The following is a 16167-nucleotide window of genomic DNA, read 5'->3' on the forward strand; positions in this document are numbered from 1 at the left end:
AAATAATTTTTTTTGATTATACCCATTTAGAAACTATATTCGTGCAATACAAAACCCCTTTTGGGGGCTGGGGGGCTTCTCCACTTCTATCTTCCACGCAAAACACGGCAAACAACAGCATCTAACCATTACTAGAATCTATGATGTAGAAAAGTTAAAAAATACAACTATTTTTTCTTATTTTTTACATTTTTATCAACTATTTTCTTTTTAAAAATTGGAATAAAGTACGAAACAGTATAATTAAACCCAACACCAAACTTGCCATTATACGTCCTATTGAAGCCAGGAATATACAAATTGTCAAATGTTTCGGGCGTGTTGTTTAGAGTCAAATAATGTATCCGAGCACTAAAACCAACAAACAAATTTCGCAATACTTCGGCCTTGATGCCTCCCACAATTTCAAGCCATTGGGCAGACAAACCATTGAATTTTTCGCCAGAAACAATGGGGGTAATTTCGCCAAAATACGGACTTGTATTGTATATTTTATAAGTATTTAGCTCCTGACTAAAAGTGCTAATGCCGTATCGCATCCCCAAATAAATCATGTTTTCCATATTGAGCCAGTTGTCAAAACAATTGTAATCAAACCCTGCTTTGAGGTAACTGCCTTTGGTAGTAAAATTGAGCCGTACATCGTCGGTAGTTTTATTTTCGTTGCCCAATTCGGCAGCCAAAAAATAATTTTTTGTCAACCGATAATCCCCAACCAATTCCAATCCTTTGTAATTTGTATCATAAAAAGATTTGGACAATTTAAACAAGTCAATTCCCAGTCGGAGGCCATACCGTTCGGTTTTGGTTTTCAATGAATCTTTTTTGGAATCTTTTTTTTCTTGTCCAAAACCTATACTAGAAAAAAATAGTAAGTTTGTACTAAAAATAAATATCAATATGTGTTTCATTTTCTGATGTAATGTTATATTTTTTAATAGTAATACCATCTATCCAATTGCCTGTAGTATTGGTTTCTAAATTGTTTAAGATTACTGCCTTGGATAATCCCGCACTATTATTCAAATCAAAAATGGTTTTATAACCACATGCTCTCGAAATGTATTCGTTTTTTCGGGTATAATTAAAGGTTAAAATATCTGTAAAAACGGTGCTGGCATTACTGCTTCCAAAATTGTAAATCAAGGTATATTTAGTAGCGTCGGCAGTGGTTTTAAGCGGGATTTTAATGCTCGAAACCCCATTGGCCAAATACTTTTCATCTGTTGTTAGGCTGCTATTAAACACAACACCTTCCGACATTCCGTCAGCTATCACTTTGAGATTGACTACATTTTTAGATAAATTTGTAGTAGAATCATAAAAATGAATGACCAATTTTGGTGTAGTAACTGTAGCAGCATCGCAAATATCGTCTTTTTCGCAACCTAAAAATCCGAATGTGATGAGCAATAGTGCAATTATTTTTTTCATTGTCTAATTAATTTCGTCTTTCTAATAACACTACGTTTTCTACATGATGTGTTTGCGGAAACATATCTACGGGTCTTACCCTTGTTACTTTGTATTTTTCGTCCATAAGGGCTAAATCTCGGGCTTGTGTAGCCGAATTGCAACTTACATATACTACTTTTTGAGGGGCTATTTTCAAAATTTGTTCCACTACGTCTTTGTGCATCCCATCTCGAGGGGGGTCTGTTATTATTACATCGGGTTGTCCATTTTGAGCAATAAAGGCTTCATTGAAAACCACTTTCATATCGCCAACAAAAAAGTCGCAGTTGGAAATATTATTGCGTTTGGCATTTACTTTTGCATCGGCAATAGCTTCGGGCACCGCCTCTACTCCTATTACTTTTTTGGCTTTTTGAGATACAAATTGAGCAATTGTACCGGTACCCGTATATAAATCATAAACGATTTCGTTGCCCGTAAGCCCCGCAAAATCACGTGTTATTTGATACAATTGGTATGCTTGTTCTGAATTGGTTTGATAAAATGATTTGGCATTGATACTAAATTGTAGTCCTTCCATTTCTTCTAAAATGTAATCTCTGCCTTTGTACAAATGCACTTTTTGGTCGTAAATAGTGTCGTTTTGTTTGCCATTTATAACATATTGCAACGAGGTTATGTCCGGAAAAGTGGCGGCCAAATAATCTAAAAGCAACAATCTGTTGGTGGTTTGCTCTTCAAAAAATTGAATTAAAACCATAATTTCGCCTGTAGAAGCGGTTCTGATCATTAAGGTTCTTAAAAAACCTTCGTGAAGTCGGGGGTTAAAAAAAGTCAAATCATGTTCTATTGCAAAGGTTCGAATTGCATTTCGGATGTCGTTAGAAGGGTTTTCTTGCAAATGACAATGATGGATGTCTAAAATTTTATCCCACATTTTTGGAATATGAAATCCCAACGCATTTTTATTGGAAAGCGTATCTTGGCTTTGAATTTCTTCTTCGGTCATCCAACGGGCATTAGAAAATCCAAACTCCATTTTATTTCTATAAAAAAAGGGTTTTTGTGCCCCTAAAATGGGTTCAAAATCGGGTAATGCTATTTTACCAATGCGTTGCAAATGGTTTAGAACTTCGTTTTGCTTATAAAACAATTGTTGTTCGTATGTCATGTTTTGCCATTTGCAACCTCCACACACTCCAAAATGTTCGCAAACTGGCGTGGTGCGGTGTTCAGAAAATTCATGAAATTTTACTGCTTTGCCTTCATAATAGGCTTTTCTTTTTTTAAATGTTTGAATATCAACCACATCGCCAGGAACGACGTTGGGTATAAATATTACTTTACCATCGGGTGCTTTTGCAACCGACACTCCTTTTGCTCCTGCATCTAGTACTTTTATTTGATGGAAGACTATTTTGTTTGTTTGTTTTTTTGCCATAATGCAAAATTAGTTTTTTATTTCCATTTTTTTTAATCTGAACTTATTTTTTACATTCAAAACGAAATTTCTTTTAGTGAACACCTATTTTAAACCCTAAAAAAAATGTCAAAAGGCAAATGAAGCTGTAAATGGATAATATGATTTGGATGAACTTGATTGTTTGCCAGAATTTGCGTTTGGGATAGTAGTGGAAATCTTTTAGAAGTCCTCCAACCCCCAAAAAGGGTGTTGCATTGCACGAATCTAGTTTCTGAATGTGGTATTCAAAATAAAATTATTTCACAATATGATATTTCTTTTGGAGTTCAATGAACGTTGTTTGAAACGAGTAGCCCGACCCTTGTGGTAACGTCCAAAATAGCGTAATGCTCTTTGTTGTTTTGTGTCGCTTTTAGTCAATTATTCTAACATTTTATTTTAATTCATCATTTTTGACCAAAAATAAAGTGATAAATACTATCTTTGCCAAGCAAAAATAAGAGTTGTTATGAGTCAGAAAATATTGCTTACCTCAACAGAAGTGAACATCATCTTGCATCGATTGGCTTGTCAATTGATAGAAAAACATTTGGATTTTCAAGAAACTATATTGATAGGGATGCAACCCCGTGGCATTTTTTTGGCCGAAAGGTTAAAAAACATTTTAGAACAACATTATCAAGTGCCCAAAATAGTGATGGGATATTTGGATATTACTTTTTTTAGAGACGATTTTCGAAAAACCGAAAAGCCATTGGAGGCCAACAAAACCCAAATTAACTTTATAGTAGAAAACAAAAAAGTTATTTTTATAGACGATGTTTTATATACGGGCAGAAGTATTCGGGCAGGATTAACGGCCATTCAATCCTTTGGTCGTCCGTCTGGAATTGAATTATTGGTACTTATCGATCGCAGATTTAGCAGAGATTTACCCATACAGCCTGATTATCGGGGTCGCCAAGTAGATGCTTTTGACAGCGAAAAAGTAAAGGTATCCTGGCAAGAACAAGAGGGAGAAGATGCGGTATTGCTTATCCCATCGGTTAATAATAATTTATCAAACCATTTATAATGAGCGAGTTAAGTGTAAATCATTTGTTAGGTATCAAATATATAAATCCCAAGGATATTGCCCTTATATTTGAAACAGCCGATCATTTTAAGGAAGTCATCAATAGGCCTATCAAAAAAGTGCCTTCGTTGCGAGACATTACGATAGCCAACATATTTTTTGAAAATAGTACCCGAACGAAACTATCGTTTGAGTTGGCTCAAAAAAGACTTTCGGCAGATGTGATTAGTTTTTCGGCAGCACAATCGTCTGTCAAAAAAGGAGAAACGTTAATAGATACTGTAAACAATATTTTGGCCATGAAAGTAGATATGGTTGTGATGAGGCATAGTGCTCCGGGAGCGGCACATTTTTTGTCGAAAAACGTTAAAGCCAGTATTGTAAATGCAGGCGATGGGGCCCATGAACACCCAACCCAAGCCCTTTTAGACAGTTATACCATTCGAGAAAAACTGGGCGATGTTGCGGGTAAAAAAGTTGTTATTGTGGGCGATATATTACACTCTCGTGTGGCATTGTCTAATATATATGCCCTTCAAATGCAAGGTGCCGAGGTACAAGTTTGTGGCCCTAACACCCTGATTCCAAAACATATAGAAGCACTTGGTGTACGGGTAGAGCCCAATTTAAGAAAAGCATTGGCTTGGTGTGATGTGGCCAATATGTTGCGGGTTCAAAACGAACGTATGGACGTCAATTATTTTCCTTCGACTAGAGAATATACCCAACAATATGGATTGACCAAAAATATTTTGGATAGTTTAGACAAAGAAATTGTTGTAATGCATCCAGGCCCCATCAATAGAGGGGTAGAAATTACCTCGGACGTGGCAGATTCCAAACAATCTGTTATTCTGAATCAGGTAGAAAACGGAGTGGCTATTAGAATGGCGGTTATATATTTGCTTGCCTCAAAAATTCAATAAATCCCCTCCCAATTATTAAAATTTGATTGCTGTTTGACTAATTATATGAACCAAAACAAAACGATTATCGAAAAAAATGATCAGAAACTCATTGTTCAAGTTGGCCTTGACGGAGTTACTTTTTGTGCCAAAAATGCACTCACTCAATCTGTTGTATGGGTAAAAGAATTGGATTTCAAATTAGATAAAACAGAAAACAATGTTCGTCATTTATTCGAAAAATTATTTGAAAAATTTCCAGAATTGCATCAAAAATACGAAGATATTGTAGTGTTACACAACAACAATTTGTCGGCTTTTGTTCCAAAATCGTTGTTTGACGAAAATCACATTGCCGATTATATCAAATTTAATACAAAGGTTTATGAAACAGATGCTTTTAATTTTGATCCAATAGAAAACCACGATTTGACACTTATATATATTCCATTTATCCACTTTAATAATGGATTTATTGATTATTTTGGCTCATTCGATTACAAACATACTCATGCCATTTTGGTTACTCGATTGCTAGAAATTTCAAAAAACAACCTTACCAAAAAAATGTTTGTACACAAGCAAAAAGGGCTATTTGAAATTATTGTAATTCAAAATCAAAAATTATTGCTATTCAACACCTTTGAATACCGTACTCCCGAAGATTTTATTTATTATATTTTGTTTACTGCAGAGCAATTGCAAATGAATCCTGAACTTTTTTGTTTGGAGTTGTTGGGCGATATCACTACAGATGATGTTTATTTTAAAATTGTATATCAATACGTTAGAAACGTTAATTTACTAGATATCAATTTATTACAAGAAGAAAATATTTTTTCGATACACGAAAATTTAAAACATTTTATCCTTTTTTACGCATGAGAATTATTTCAGGAAAATTCAAAGGCAGACGGTTATCGCCTCCCAAAAACTTGCCCGTTCGGCCCACAACCGACATGAGTAAAGAAGCTTTGTTCAACGTTTTGAACAATCATTTTCATTTTGACGAATTAAAAATTTTAGATTTATTTGCAGGTACTGGCAACATCAGTTACGAGTTTGCCTCAAGAGGTAGTAACAACATTACGAGTGTTGATGCTGATTTTGGTTGTATCAAATACATCAAACAAACTACTGCCGAATTTGATTTTGACATTGCAGCCGTAAAAAGCGATGTGTTTGCCTATATCGAAAAATGCAAATCTACTTTTGATGTGATTTTTGCCGATCCGCCGTATGCTTTGGATCAAAAAATTTTTGAAAAACTGGTCGTATCAATTTTTGATAAAGCCATTTTAGATCCCGAAGGCATGCTTGTAATAGAACATTCCAAACATACCACTTTGAACCACTTGGATCATTTTTCGTTTCAAAAAAATTATGGAGGCTCTATTTTTAGTTTCTTTGAAATGGTTGAAAATGAAGATATTGAAGCCGATTAAGTATCAATTGACTTATTGCATGAATCATTTGTAATACACGTACAATATTTATTTGCAATTACAAATCGAAAAAAATAATTAAAAAAAAGCAGACCTATAAGCCGGATTCTGTCATCAAATGGCTTTGATGCCTTATCATTTATCTAGGCAATCAATTACTCAATTGCTCCATCTTTCTACCCTTCGACAACGGACGAGAAACCCTTAAATGCCGATATACTTGAAATTTCACCGCATAGAGTTTACCTGGTTTCACTACAGCATTACCTGTACTTGCTTTCTGTTGCACTTGTCCTAAATTGTTTGCACAACCCGACGGGTGTTACCCGCTATGCTTCTCTGTGGTGTCCGGACTTTCCTCTCTTTATCTATCGATAAACAGCGATAAGGCGGTCTGCTTGGCAAATGTAATGCAAAACAACTTATATTTTTGGTAAAAAGTAGTTTTATTTTTTTTCCAAATGGAGGACTTGTCGCTTTTTATATTTATTTTAGTTATACAAATACTAATTTTATAAATTTTTATTTAATATTTATTTATTAATATCCAAAAATAAATTTGCTCCAGCTGGTATGGAATAAATCCTATTGTTTATTTTGCAAGTAACATTTGTGCTAGAGGAATTGTAAACTACGTTTTTATTGACACCAAATTTTAGATTTCTAAATGCCTTAATATAATCGACTAAATCGATTTGCTTGGTGTAGTATATGTCATCATTATTTGCCAATAATTTGAAGAATTTTTCGGTTTCTTCCCATTTATTTTGGTCAGTACCCATTTCCCAACTATGTCCCCAAATATCTAATAGTGCAAGCTCTTTTGTTTGCAAAAAGTTGTTTAATATTTTATGAAAAAATTCCAATTCTTTTGTATCTTTTTCAGGTTGATTAGGCTCCCAATAGGCTTTTGCAAATTGATGTATGGTAGGATGCCAACGCAAAAAATCTAAAGGAATTTCAAAATTATAGGTATCACCAACCGTTCTTGCATATTCAATCCCCAGCCCATTAATTGCATCAATTACTGCATCGTTAGTATTGCCAAATGGGTAAGCCATGCCACGCACGGGATAACCTACCAAGCGTTCGAGTTCTCTTCGATCATCTACAATTTCATAAATAATGTCGATGGTATTCATATCTGGCAAGTTGGGATGATTGGCAGTATGAACCGAGACTTCATGCCCTTTATAAAGTTCTTTTATTTCTTCTTTATTCAAATAGTCAAAATAGCTATTGGTACTTAATTTATTTGAATTCAAATGAAAAGTTCCTATCAAATGGTACTTATTCATGAGTTGTACCAATTGTCGGTCTTGTTTTGCACCATCATCATAGCTTAAAATGAGTGCTTTGGATTTCCCTTCTGGAAAAAGCATTTCGATTTTAATGGCACTTTTAGCTATTTCTGGTTTGGTTTGTGCTGTTGCATAAAAAGCTATATATAAAAGGACTAAAGTTATTTTCTTCATTGAGTTGATTTTTTTATTGACTTATTTTTTGTTGATTTTAAAAATTTATTCCTTTGGGAAACTAAATCGTTCATTAAATAAAAAATCTTTGTCGGTTAAAGTAAGCAAAAAAGTCAATAAATCAACACGATCATTTTCTGATAGATTCATTGGGTTTTTCAACTCTTTGGATAATCTATTATTGTGTCCCAATGAATTGTAGTGTTTTATTACTTCATTTAATGTTTTGAATCTGCCATCGTGCATGTATGGAAATGTGAATTGTATGTTACGTAATGTAGGAATTCTAAAACGCAAGTAATCTTGTTGTTTACCCGTGATTTTTATTCTACCTAAGTCATTTAAAGTTTCGTCTAGTTGTAAGCCATTATTCTCAAATTTATCATCATTAAAGAGTGGTTCTTTATGACAGGAAGCACAGTTTTTTTTAAACAAATCATACCCATGTTGTTCATTTTTAGCAAAATAGCGTTCTTTTCGCATTACTTTATCGTACTTAGAATTAGAAGATTTTAGCATTACGGTAAATTGAGCTAATGCTTTTAAAAGTCGCTGACTTGTTACTCTATCATCGCCAAAAGCTTTAGTAAATAACGATTTGTACTTTTCACTCCGTTGCAATTTGGCAATAACATGTTCTAAAGTTTCATCCATTTCTGCAGGATTTGTGATAGGATTTAACGGCTGAACTTCCAGATTATTGACACCTCCATCCCACATAAAATCTTTGTTCCAAGCCAAGTTGATTAACGTCAAAGCATTTCGTATACCTATTTTGCCGTCAACTCCATGGCTCAGTTGATGATCAACATGAGTAAATCCAGTTTGTTGCAGATGACAACTGGCACAGGAAATGGTGCTATCACGAGACATCATTGGGTCGTAAAATAAATTTCTACCCAATTGAAATCCCTCTTCAGTTAAAGGATTTTTTTTGAAATCATAATGAGGTTTTGGCCAATTTTTTGGAATTTCAAAATATAAAGGAGTTGTCAATTCATGAGAGAATGACAAACAAATAAGTGTAGGAAATATTAATAATACAAGGTAGCGTATAGGTTTTCTCATTCTATATAAAATAATTTTGTACTATAATCGGCTAATTTCATTGCAAGTTCACCAGGTATCATGATACTGTTAGTTTCGGCAAGCATTATATTTGCAAAGAATTTATTTAAATCCATTCCAATGTTTATTTGGGTTGTTTTTTTATCATAAAGCAATTCTATTTTCCGTATTGTATTAAAAGGATTTCGATACCCTCCAATATGAAAGTAAAACTCGTTCTTTCTGGTTTTACAACTTGGACTTTTACCTTCCATCTTCAAATTGATATAACCACTTTGCCAAGCCCAATACATTCCATTTATGGGATCTAAATCGCCAGTCATAGCTCCAGTTGTATTGGTTAAACTATCAATTCCTATGTTGAAAGTAACTTTTGAAATAATTTTATCATTTACCGTAGTAATCGGAATCAGAAACGAACTTGGATGCTCCAAATCGAGCAAGTGAAAACTATCTTTTTGCTTAAAAATAGTGTGGTCTGTATAATAAATTTGTATAGAAGTAATATAGCATTTGAACGTTTCAATGGCAATCGTGTCTCTATTTGATGTGATGTATTGTTTGTGATTTGCTAAAGTTTCATTTTTAAATTTTAGTTTAAAATTAATGCTCAAGGTATCTATTTTACTTTGAGCATTACCAATTAAATTTAACATTACAAATAAAAATACCACTATTGTTTTTTTTCCCATTTTCATATTTTAATATTTGTATAACTATTTTTATTACTTAATACATATTTTATTAACAACAATTTTAATGAGAAACAACAAGTTTTTTTGTAATCGAATTTTTATTATCAGATATTTTAACAAAATATAGTCCAGAATATACAGTTTCTAGATTAAGATAACACATTGTACTACCTTGTTTTAAAGTATCTTTTAAGATTAATTTACCGTTTACATCAAACATTTCAATTTTTAAATCACTAACCGTTGGTGCATACGTTTGAATCACTGCTATATCGTTTGAAGGATTTGGAAATAAAGACAAGCCAATTTGCTCTAAATTGTTATTAGCTATAGATAAAGGTGCTGTGTATGTTGTTACCGGTTCACTGATAGTTGCATGTGTTGAAGCTTGAACTGTACCATGATAATATTTCCCTAAAAGGTATGGATAAACAGGTTTGTTATTGGCATCAATTGTAGCAAAATAACAATAAATTCCGTTTGGATATTCAGGAGTTTTACAAAATCTACCGTTGCTTTCATCCAAATCGCCCAACCCTGCAACATATTCAAAATCTTCTAAATATGCACCCAAAACCGCTTGAATTTGTGGAGCACCTGGACCCATTATCTGAACCATTTCGGTTAACGTTGGACCTACTGCAGCTGTTCCATTAGGCAATGTAGTTCTAGACGTAATATTTCTTAATTGATAACTAGGAGTAATTCTCTTTATTGGACTTGTAGCGTCTAATGGATTGGTATAACCATAAGCACCATATATTGGATACCCATCTGCTGCAAAACCAATAAGTGGCCCGTGAGTGGAAGCATTTGGAACATAAAGACCATCTGCTAAATATACATTGCATATTGAAGATGTAGGTACTGTTTCTATATTAAAAGCCGAAGGATTTTGATGGTGATGATAATCAGATGTCATTGGGCCAGGATGTCCATGAGCACAATCAAAACCAATATTTTCAAAATAAACTGCGTTAGAATGCCATTGATTTTGATTGTTATACGACCCACCATCTCCTGCTGTATATGCAACCGTTCCGTTAATAAAAGCTGCTACTGCACCCATACCAACTAATGTATTGGTTGTAGCTACTGTAGGATTTAAAGGTAATTTAATGACGTAATTATTATTTAATGCTGTAGAAACTGGTCCAGTAGCAAAAGGTCCTGTAACAAATGCTGGAACTCCAGTGGCTGTTACATAAACATAGTTGGTAGAATATTGGACTTGCTGAACATTGGCATCAATAGTAGTATTTATAGGGGTTGAATTACCCGTGAGATAATATCTTCCTTTTGTATTATTGGTGTTTTGCAACCAAGATGTAATTGCGGGATTAGTTTGAGCAAAAGCATCAATAGTTGCAATGAACAATAATAAAATTAGTTTTGATTTCATATATAAATATTTATTTGTTTTTAATAGGTTATATGGTATCGCTTTATTTTCATTGGTGTTTGTTTGCAACAAACTTTTTGTTAATGGCGATTTCATATTCTAAAGTTTTATTTAAATTAATATGGGCAAATATACTTTTAGAACAAAAGGATAAAAAATGAAAATCGGTTGAGTTGTAGATAAAATGTATTGAATTGTAATAATAAATGGAAGTTGAGTAATTCCTTAATTATCCAACCATTTTTTAAAATCATTTACTCGTTCACGACTTACAATTCTTGCTTCATTAGCTAAAAATTTTGTAGTTATTGAAAGTCGGCTATTAAAATAGGTGCTTACTTTTTCAATGTATTGAATATTAAGAATAATCTTCCTGTTGATACGGAAGAATTGTTTTGGTTGTAACAACGTTTCTAATTGGTCTAATGTATAATCAATAGGATAGTGATTTCCTTTATTGGTTACTAAAAAAGACAAACTTTCTTTGGTTTCAAAATGGTGTATCTCATCTGATGGAATGGTATCTATGGTTTGCCCTAATTTTACAATAAATCGAGATTTGTATTCTTTATTCATTTGTTGATAAGCACTTGTGATACTTAAAACAAGATCATTGTTTACTGATTTTTGCTGTTTTTTAAATTTTTCTATAGCAAATTTTAAATCTTGAAATGCAATGGGTTTTAACAAATAGTCGATGCTGTTTTGTTTAAAGGCTTGTATAGCATAATTATCAAATGCAGTTGTAAAAACAACAGGAATTTCAAATTTTACTTGACTAAAAATTTCAAAACTATTGCCATCTGCCAAATGAATATCCATAAAAATTAAATCAGCAGTAAGTCCTTCATTAATAGCAGTTACTGAGGCAGAAATGCTGTCAAAATAGTTTGTAACAACCATTGAAGCATCTACTTTTTGCAATAATGCAGCCAAATGTTCTGCCGATAATTTTTCGTCTTCTATTATTACAACGTTCATTTTTTTGGAATTAATGGCAAAATTACTCTAAAAACGGTTCCGTTGTTCTCAATAATTACTTTTTCGTCTGTAAAGAAAGAATATCTTTTTTGAATATTTTTCAAACCTGTTTTGGAACTGTTTACTATTTCTTTTCTGGGTTTAATAGGATTTTCAATAATCAAAGCGTTATTTTGAGTATAAATTTTAACTTTTAGTGGATTAGTTTGCGAAGTTTCGTTGTGTTGAATGGTATTTTCAACTACCATTTGCAAGCACATGGGTAATAAAAAATCATTTTTTTTACTTTCTTCCACATTAATTTCAAATAAAAAACTGTCTTCAAAGCGTATTTTTTGCAAATAAATATAATGATTAATAAAATCTAATTCTTGGTGCAATGTAACCAATTCTGAATTTTTTGTATCCAAAACATAACGATAAACTTTTGATAATTCGTTGATAAAATCTGCAGCTTTGTCTTGATTTTTATATACTAATGATGTCAAAACACTCAAATTATTAAATAGAAAATGAGGATTTAATTGGTTTTTTAAGTTTTGTAATTGTGCATGAGCAGTCTCGGTTTTGTATCTTTCAAATTCGATTAAACTTAATTTCCATGATTGAAGAAACTGATTTCCAATTTCTATAGACAAAACTACAAAAGTGATCATTATAGTAGGAAAAAAAACTTGTTTCATTTTTGGATTAAAAACCTCGAGTGAACCAAATTTGAAATAATTGATAATTAAAATACAAATAATTAATGTAAAAATGGTGTAACATAAACTCAATGTAAATTGAAGTAATAAACGCTTTTTAGCATATTTTATCCAAGAATATTTTTGATTTAAAAAAAAATCAATTCTTAAATTCCCTTCACAAATAAGAGTTGTAATGATGGTAACAAATAAAATCTCATCATTAAAATAATGATGACTATTTTTAAAAATAAAAAATTTAAACAAGAATGCCATAGCAAAACCTGTTGCAATAATGTAAGCTAATCTATGTTTTAAATTTTGCAAAATGTAAAGATTCTATTTATTTTATAAAATTACTTCTTAAAACTGAATTTTGTATAATAAATTAGGAAAAAGTCCTAATTGATAGGTATAATTTATGGTATTTCTTTGTCTATCATAAGACTGTGAAAATACATTTTGATGATTGGTAACATTTTGAATATCCAATGAAATAGTTTGAGATAGCTTTTTATTTTTGCTATTGAACACAAATCCTGCTTTGATATCTAAACGATAGTAATTCTTATAAAAATCGGAATATACATTAGAAGATAACACTTCATTACCAGCTGCCTGCGAACTTGCCAAATCAATTGGCGTATAAGCACGACCACCCGCATTGGTAAATTTGGCATCAATTGAAAAAACATTTTTATTCTCTTTGCCTACTTTCCATTCTTTTCCACCCAAAATATTAAACACATATTTTCCATTAAAAGCGGTGTTTCTTTCCACATCATCACTTGCTGTATATTTAGAATCGTATATTGATGATGTAAATAATCCATAATAACCATTACTAAAGAATTTTTCAATAGTGAGTTCTACACCATAATTTTTACCAGTTCCAGCGTTCACTAAATTATCTTCTAAATCTAATTTAAAACTAGCTCCGGTATTCAAAATAGAATAATCACTTGAAAAATTATTGACAGGAACATCATATAAATATTGATAATATACCTCTGCTTTTATGCGCCAATCTTTGAATGGGTTGATGTTGTATCCCATAACGATATGATGGCTTTTTGTAAAGTCTAAATTTTTATTAGTTTGCGTAATAACGCCATTTGCATCCGTATTTTGAACAAAATAGGTGGCAATAGGTTGGTTTTGTGCATGTAATCCGTATCCGAAATTCAGACTACTTTTATTATTAATACTATAAATAAGACCCAATCTTGGTTCTATTGCAAATGAACTATTTAAATGAAAAAACTGTGAATGTAAACCAGCATTTAAAGTTGTTTTTTCGCCAAATCTATATTTCAAATGGGCAAAACCTTGACTTAAACTTGTATTGTTTTTTCCGTCTAACTGCTTCGTCCAAGGCTCCAATTCGTTCTTTCTATATCTATAATATTGGTCGGTTCCAATAAATTCGTTTTGTAATCCAGCTTTTAAAAATAAATTTGAATTTAATTTAGAATTATAATTTGTAGCGATAACAATTCCAGAATTTTTAAAATTAATTTCCTCTGTTTGAATAGAAACATTTGTCATTTTATTTGTATCTGAATTGTTTTGTTCTGATTCTGAGTAATTTAATCCAATAGTAGTACTAATATTAGAATTGGCATTAATTTGTTTGAAATGATTTACTCCAAAAATCCCTATTTTACTTCCTAAATCTACAGAACCATTCCCACCAAAAAGACCACCTCCATTATCCAAACTTATTGATGATGTAGCCAAAATTCCAAAAGCCGAAAATTTGCCAATAGACGATGTACCACCATTAATTTTAAACGACAAATCTTGAAAAGAAGGAGTTGCTGTAGTCCCAATGTTTACCCCTACGGCTTGGGTCAAACTAGCCAAGGTGTAGCGATAGCCAACCAAATAAGAAGAGCCTTTTTCTTTGCTTATTGGCCCTTCGGTAGTGATTTCAGCACCTGTTATAACCCCCAGTTGAATAGTAGTCTCTCTTTTTTTATTGTTTCCGTTTCTAAAACCCAAATCAAAAACACCAGCCGTTGCATTGCCATATTCAGCAGGAAAAGCAGAAGTAAAAAAGTCGGAATTTTTTAAAAAATTGGTATTAATTGCACTCACAGCTCCTCCAGTTGTTCCAGCTGTTGCAAAATGATTTGGGTTGGTAACCGACATACCATCTATACGCCACAAAACTCCAATGGGTGAATTTCCTCTAATTACAATATCATTTCTATTATCATTTGTGGCACTTACACCAGCAAAATTAGCTGCCAAACGAGCTGCATCACTTCGCCCACCAGCATATCTGTTTACTTCTTCAGTAGAAAAAGTCCTTGCACTTACAGAGGCCAACTTATTTATTGTTCCTGAACTATTTTTTGAATTGACAACTACTTCATTCAATTGTTTGTATTCGTCTTCCAACATTATTTCCAACAATACTTCCTTGCCCGATGTAACTATGATATTGCTTAGCAAAACCTCTTTGTATCCCGAAAAAGTAACTTTTAGGGCATACCGATCTGGTGCCAATTCTGTAAGCACAAATTGTCCTTTATCGTCGGTTTGGGTTTGTTTTTCTGAATTTTGCACCTGAATGTTTGCCCCAGCTATGGGGGTTTGAGATAATTTATCGAGTACAATTCCACGAATATTTTGTTTGTTATTTTGTGCTATCGATAGGGTTGTAAAGAAGATAAGTATTAAATATTTTTTCATTTTCATTTTTTTTAAACATTAAATTATTTTTTTAAACATTAAGGCATTAAGATTCATTAAGGTTTTATGTTCATTTTTTTTAACAATAAATCTTAATAAACTTAATTTCTTAATGTTCATTTTTTTAAAACAATAAATTATTTTTTTTTAAACATTAAGGCATTAAGATTCATTAAGGTTTTATGTTCATTTTTTTAAAACAATAAATCTTAATAAACTTAATTTCTTAATGTTCATTTTTTTTAAACAATAAATCTTAATAAACTTAATTTCTTAATGTTCATTTTTTTTAAACAATAAATTATTTTTTTAAACATTAAGGCATTAAGATTCATTAAGGTTTTATGTTCATTTTTTTTAAACAATATATCTTAATAAACTTAATTTCTTAATGTTCATTTTTTTAAAACAATAAATTATTTTTTTTTTAAACATTAAGGCATTAAGATTCATTAAGGTTTTATGTTCATTTTTTTAAAACAATATATCTTAATAAACTTAATTTCTTAATGTTCATTTTTTTTAAACAATAAATTATTTTTTTTTAAACATTAAGGCATTAAGATTCATTAGGGTTTTATGTTCATTTTTTTAAACAATAAATTATTTTTTTTTAAACATTAAGGCATTAAGATTCATTAAGGTTTTATGTTCATTTTTTTTAAAACAATAAATCTTAATTAACTTAATCTCTTAATGTTCATTTTTTCAAACAATAAATTATTTTTTTAAACAGTAAGGCATTAAGATTCATTAAGGTTTTATGTTCATTTTTTTTTAAAACAATAAAACTTAATTTCTTAATGTTTAATTTTTTTTAACAATAAATTTTTTTTTTTTTAAACATTAAGGCATTAAGATTCATTAAGGTTTTATGTTCATTTTTTTTTAAACAATAA

The 16167-nt window shown here is 31.5% G+C and carries 14 protein-coding genes and 1 other RNA gene; 4 read left to right on the forward strand and 11 right to left on the reverse strand.

Going from position 1 to position 16167, the window contains the following annotated elements:
- Window positions 1-167 precede the first annotated feature (167 nt).
- The 3 genes from FBFL15_RS10915 to rlmD are packed head-to-tail and all read right to left on the reverse strand — an operon-like array spanning window position 168 to window position 2857.
- Window positions 168-911, reverse strand: a complete 744-nt coding sequence (locus FBFL15_RS10915) for a DUF6048 family protein (RefSeq protein WP_044032268.1) — start codon at window positions 909-911, stop codon at window positions 168-170.
- Window positions 883-1434 carry a DUF6452 family protein gene (locus FBFL15_RS10920; RefSeq protein WP_014084646.1) on the reverse strand — a complete coding sequence of 184 codons (552 nt, stop codon included), beginning with the start codon at window positions 1432-1434 and terminating at the stop codon, window positions 883-885. The genes FBFL15_RS10915 and FBFL15_RS10920 overlap by 29 nt, the downstream gene beginning before the upstream one ends.
- Before the next feature lie 7 nt (window positions 1435-1441).
- Window positions 1442-2857 carry a 23S rRNA (uracil(1939)-C(5))-methyltransferase RlmD gene (gene rlmD / locus FBFL15_RS10925; protein WP_014084647.1) on the reverse strand — a complete coding sequence of 472 codons (1416 nt, stop codon included), beginning with the start codon at window positions 2855-2857 and terminating at the stop codon, window positions 1442-1444.
- A 490-nt stretch (window positions 2858-3347) separates the two neighbouring features.
- Between rlmD and pyrR the strand changes: the two genes are divergently transcribed.
- The 4 genes from pyrR to FBFL15_RS10945 are packed head-to-tail and all read left to right on the forward strand — an operon-like array spanning window position 3348 to window position 6264.
- The gene (gene pyrR, locus FBFL15_RS10930; protein WP_014084648.1) at window positions 3348-3914 is read left to right on the forward strand and encodes a bifunctional pyr operon transcriptional regulator/uracil phosphoribosyltransferase PyrR; all 567 of its coding nucleotides are present in this window, start codon (window positions 3348-3350) and stop codon (window positions 3912-3914) included.
- Complete coding sequence (locus tag FBFL15_RS10935) at window positions 3914-4840, forward strand: aspartate carbamoyltransferase catalytic subunit (protein WP_014084649.1); 927 nt, start codon at window positions 3914-3916, stop codon at window positions 4838-4840. The genes pyrR and FBFL15_RS10935 overlap by 1 nt, the downstream gene beginning before the upstream one ends.
- A gap of 45 nt (window positions 4841-4885) precedes the next feature.
- Window positions 4886-5704 carry a DUF3822 family protein gene (locus tag FBFL15_RS10940; protein ID WP_014084650.1) on the forward strand — a complete coding sequence of 273 codons (819 nt, stop codon included), beginning with the start codon at window positions 4886-4888 and terminating at the stop codon, window positions 5702-5704.
- Complete coding sequence (locus FBFL15_RS10945; protein WP_014084651.1) at window positions 5701-6264, forward strand: RsmD family RNA methyltransferase; 564 nt, start codon at window positions 5701-5703, stop codon at window positions 6262-6264. The genes FBFL15_RS10940 and FBFL15_RS10945 overlap by 4 nt, the downstream gene beginning before the upstream one ends.
- An 81-nt stretch (window positions 6265-6345) precedes the next feature.
- Here the strand turns inward: FBFL15_RS10945 and rnpB are convergent.
- The 8 genes from rnpB to FBFL15_RS10980 form a co-directional block, all read right to left on the reverse strand.
- An RNA gene (gene rnpB / locus FBFL15_RS15965) (RNase P RNA component class A) lies at window positions 6346-6665 on the reverse strand.
- 132 nt (window positions 6666-6797) lie between these two features.
- The gene (locus FBFL15_RS10950; protein ID WP_014084652.1) at window positions 6798-7739 is read right to left on the reverse strand and encodes a polysaccharide deacetylase family protein; all 942 of its coding nucleotides are present in this window, start codon (window positions 7737-7739) and stop codon (window positions 6798-6800) included.
- Window positions 7740-7784: 45 nt separating this feature from the next.
- On the reverse strand, window positions 7785-8807 hold the full coding sequence (locus FBFL15_RS10955) for a cytochrome-c peroxidase (RefSeq protein ID WP_014084653.1): 1023 nt from the start codon (window positions 8805-8807) through the stop codon (window positions 7785-7787).
- The gene (locus FBFL15_RS10960) at window positions 8804-9505 is read right to left on the reverse strand and encodes an MbnP family protein (RefSeq protein ID WP_014084654.1); all 702 of its coding nucleotides are present in this window, start codon (window positions 9503-9505) and stop codon (window positions 8804-8806) included. Before FBFL15_RS10960 ends, FBFL15_RS10955 begins: the two co-directional genes overlap by 4 nt.
- Window positions 9506-9563: 58 nt before the next feature.
- Window positions 9564-10904: a T9SS type A sorting domain-containing protein gene (locus FBFL15_RS10965; RefSeq protein WP_014084655.1), complete on the reverse strand. Its 1341-nt coding sequence runs from the start codon at window positions 10902-10904 to the stop codon at window positions 9564-9566.
- 225 nt (window positions 10905-11129) lie between these two features.
- On the reverse strand, window positions 11130-11885 hold the full coding sequence (locus tag FBFL15_RS10970) for a LytR/AlgR family response regulator transcription factor (protein ID WP_014084656.1): 756 nt from the start codon (window positions 11883-11885) through the stop codon (window positions 11130-11132).
- Entirely contained in the window at window positions 11882-12568 is a 687-nt protein-coding gene (locus FBFL15_RS10975) for a sensor histidine kinase (RefSeq protein ID WP_158309100.1), read from the reverse strand. The genes FBFL15_RS10970 and FBFL15_RS10975 overlap by 4 nt, the downstream gene beginning before the upstream one ends.
- 363 nt (window positions 12569-12931) lie before the next feature.
- Complete coding sequence (locus FBFL15_RS10980; RefSeq protein WP_014084658.1) at window positions 12932-15268, reverse strand: TonB-dependent receptor; 2337 nt, start codon at window positions 15266-15268, stop codon at window positions 12932-12934.
- Between the last annotated feature and the right edge of the window lie 899 nt (window positions 15269-16167).

It is taken from the genome of Flavobacterium branchiophilum FL-15, assembly GCF_000253275.1.
Lineage (GTDB): Bacteria > Bacteroidota > Bacteroidia > Flavobacteriales > Flavobacteriaceae > Flavobacterium > Flavobacterium branchiophilum.

Bases quoted from the DNA above. Each gene is read 5' to 3' on its own strand.
- FBFL15_RS10960 (WP_014084654.1), bottom strand. From the start codon at position 9,505: ATGAAAATGGGAAAAAAAACAATAGTGGTATTTTTATTTGTAATGTTA.
- FBFL15_RS10975 (WP_158309100.1), bottom strand. From the start codon at position 12,568: ATGAAACAAGTTTTTTTTCCTACTATAATGATCACTTTTGTAGTTTTG.
- FBFL15_RS10970 (WP_014084656.1), bottom strand. From the start codon at position 11,885: ATGAACGTTGTAATAATAGAAGACGAAAAATTATCGGCAGAACATTTG.
- FBFL15_RS10945 (WP_014084651.1), top strand. From the start codon at position 5,701: ATGAGAATTATTTCAGGAAAATTCAAAGGCAGACGGTTATCGCCTCCC.
- rlmD (WP_014084647.1), bottom strand. From the start codon at position 2,857: ATGGCAAAAAAACAAACAAACAAAATAGTCTTCCATCAAATAAAAGTA.
- FBFL15_RS10955 (WP_014084653.1), bottom strand. From the start codon at position 8,807: ATGAGAAAACCTATACGCTACCTTGTATTATTAATATTTCCTACACTT.
- FBFL15_RS10935 (WP_014084649.1), top strand. From the start codon at position 3,914: ATGAGCGAGTTAAGTGTAAATCATTTGTTAGGTATCAAATATATAAAT.
- FBFL15_RS10965 (WP_014084655.1), bottom strand. From the start codon at position 10,904: ATGAAATCAAAACTAATTTTATTATTGTTCATTGCAACTATTGATGCT.
- pyrR (WP_014084648.1), top strand. From the start codon at position 3,348: ATGAGTCAGAAAATATTGCTTACCTCAACAGAAGTGAACATCATCTTG.
- FBFL15_RS10915 (WP_044032268.1), bottom strand. From the start codon at position 911: ATGAAACACATATTGATATTTATTTTTAGTACAAACTTACTATTTTTT.
- FBFL15_RS10920 (WP_014084646.1), bottom strand. From the start codon at position 1,434: ATGAAAAAAATAATTGCACTATTGCTCATCACATTCGGATTTTTAGGT.
- FBFL15_RS10940 (WP_014084650.1), top strand. From the start codon at position 4,886: ATGAACCAAAACAAAACGATTATCGAAAAAAATGATCAGAAACTCATT.
- FBFL15_RS10980 (WP_014084658.1), bottom strand. From the start codon at position 15,268: ATGAAAAAATATTTAATACTTATCTTCTTTACAACCCTATCGATAGCA.
- FBFL15_RS10950 (WP_014084652.1), bottom strand. From the start codon at position 7,739: ATGAAGAAAATAACTTTAGTCCTTTTATATATAGCTTTTTATGCAACA.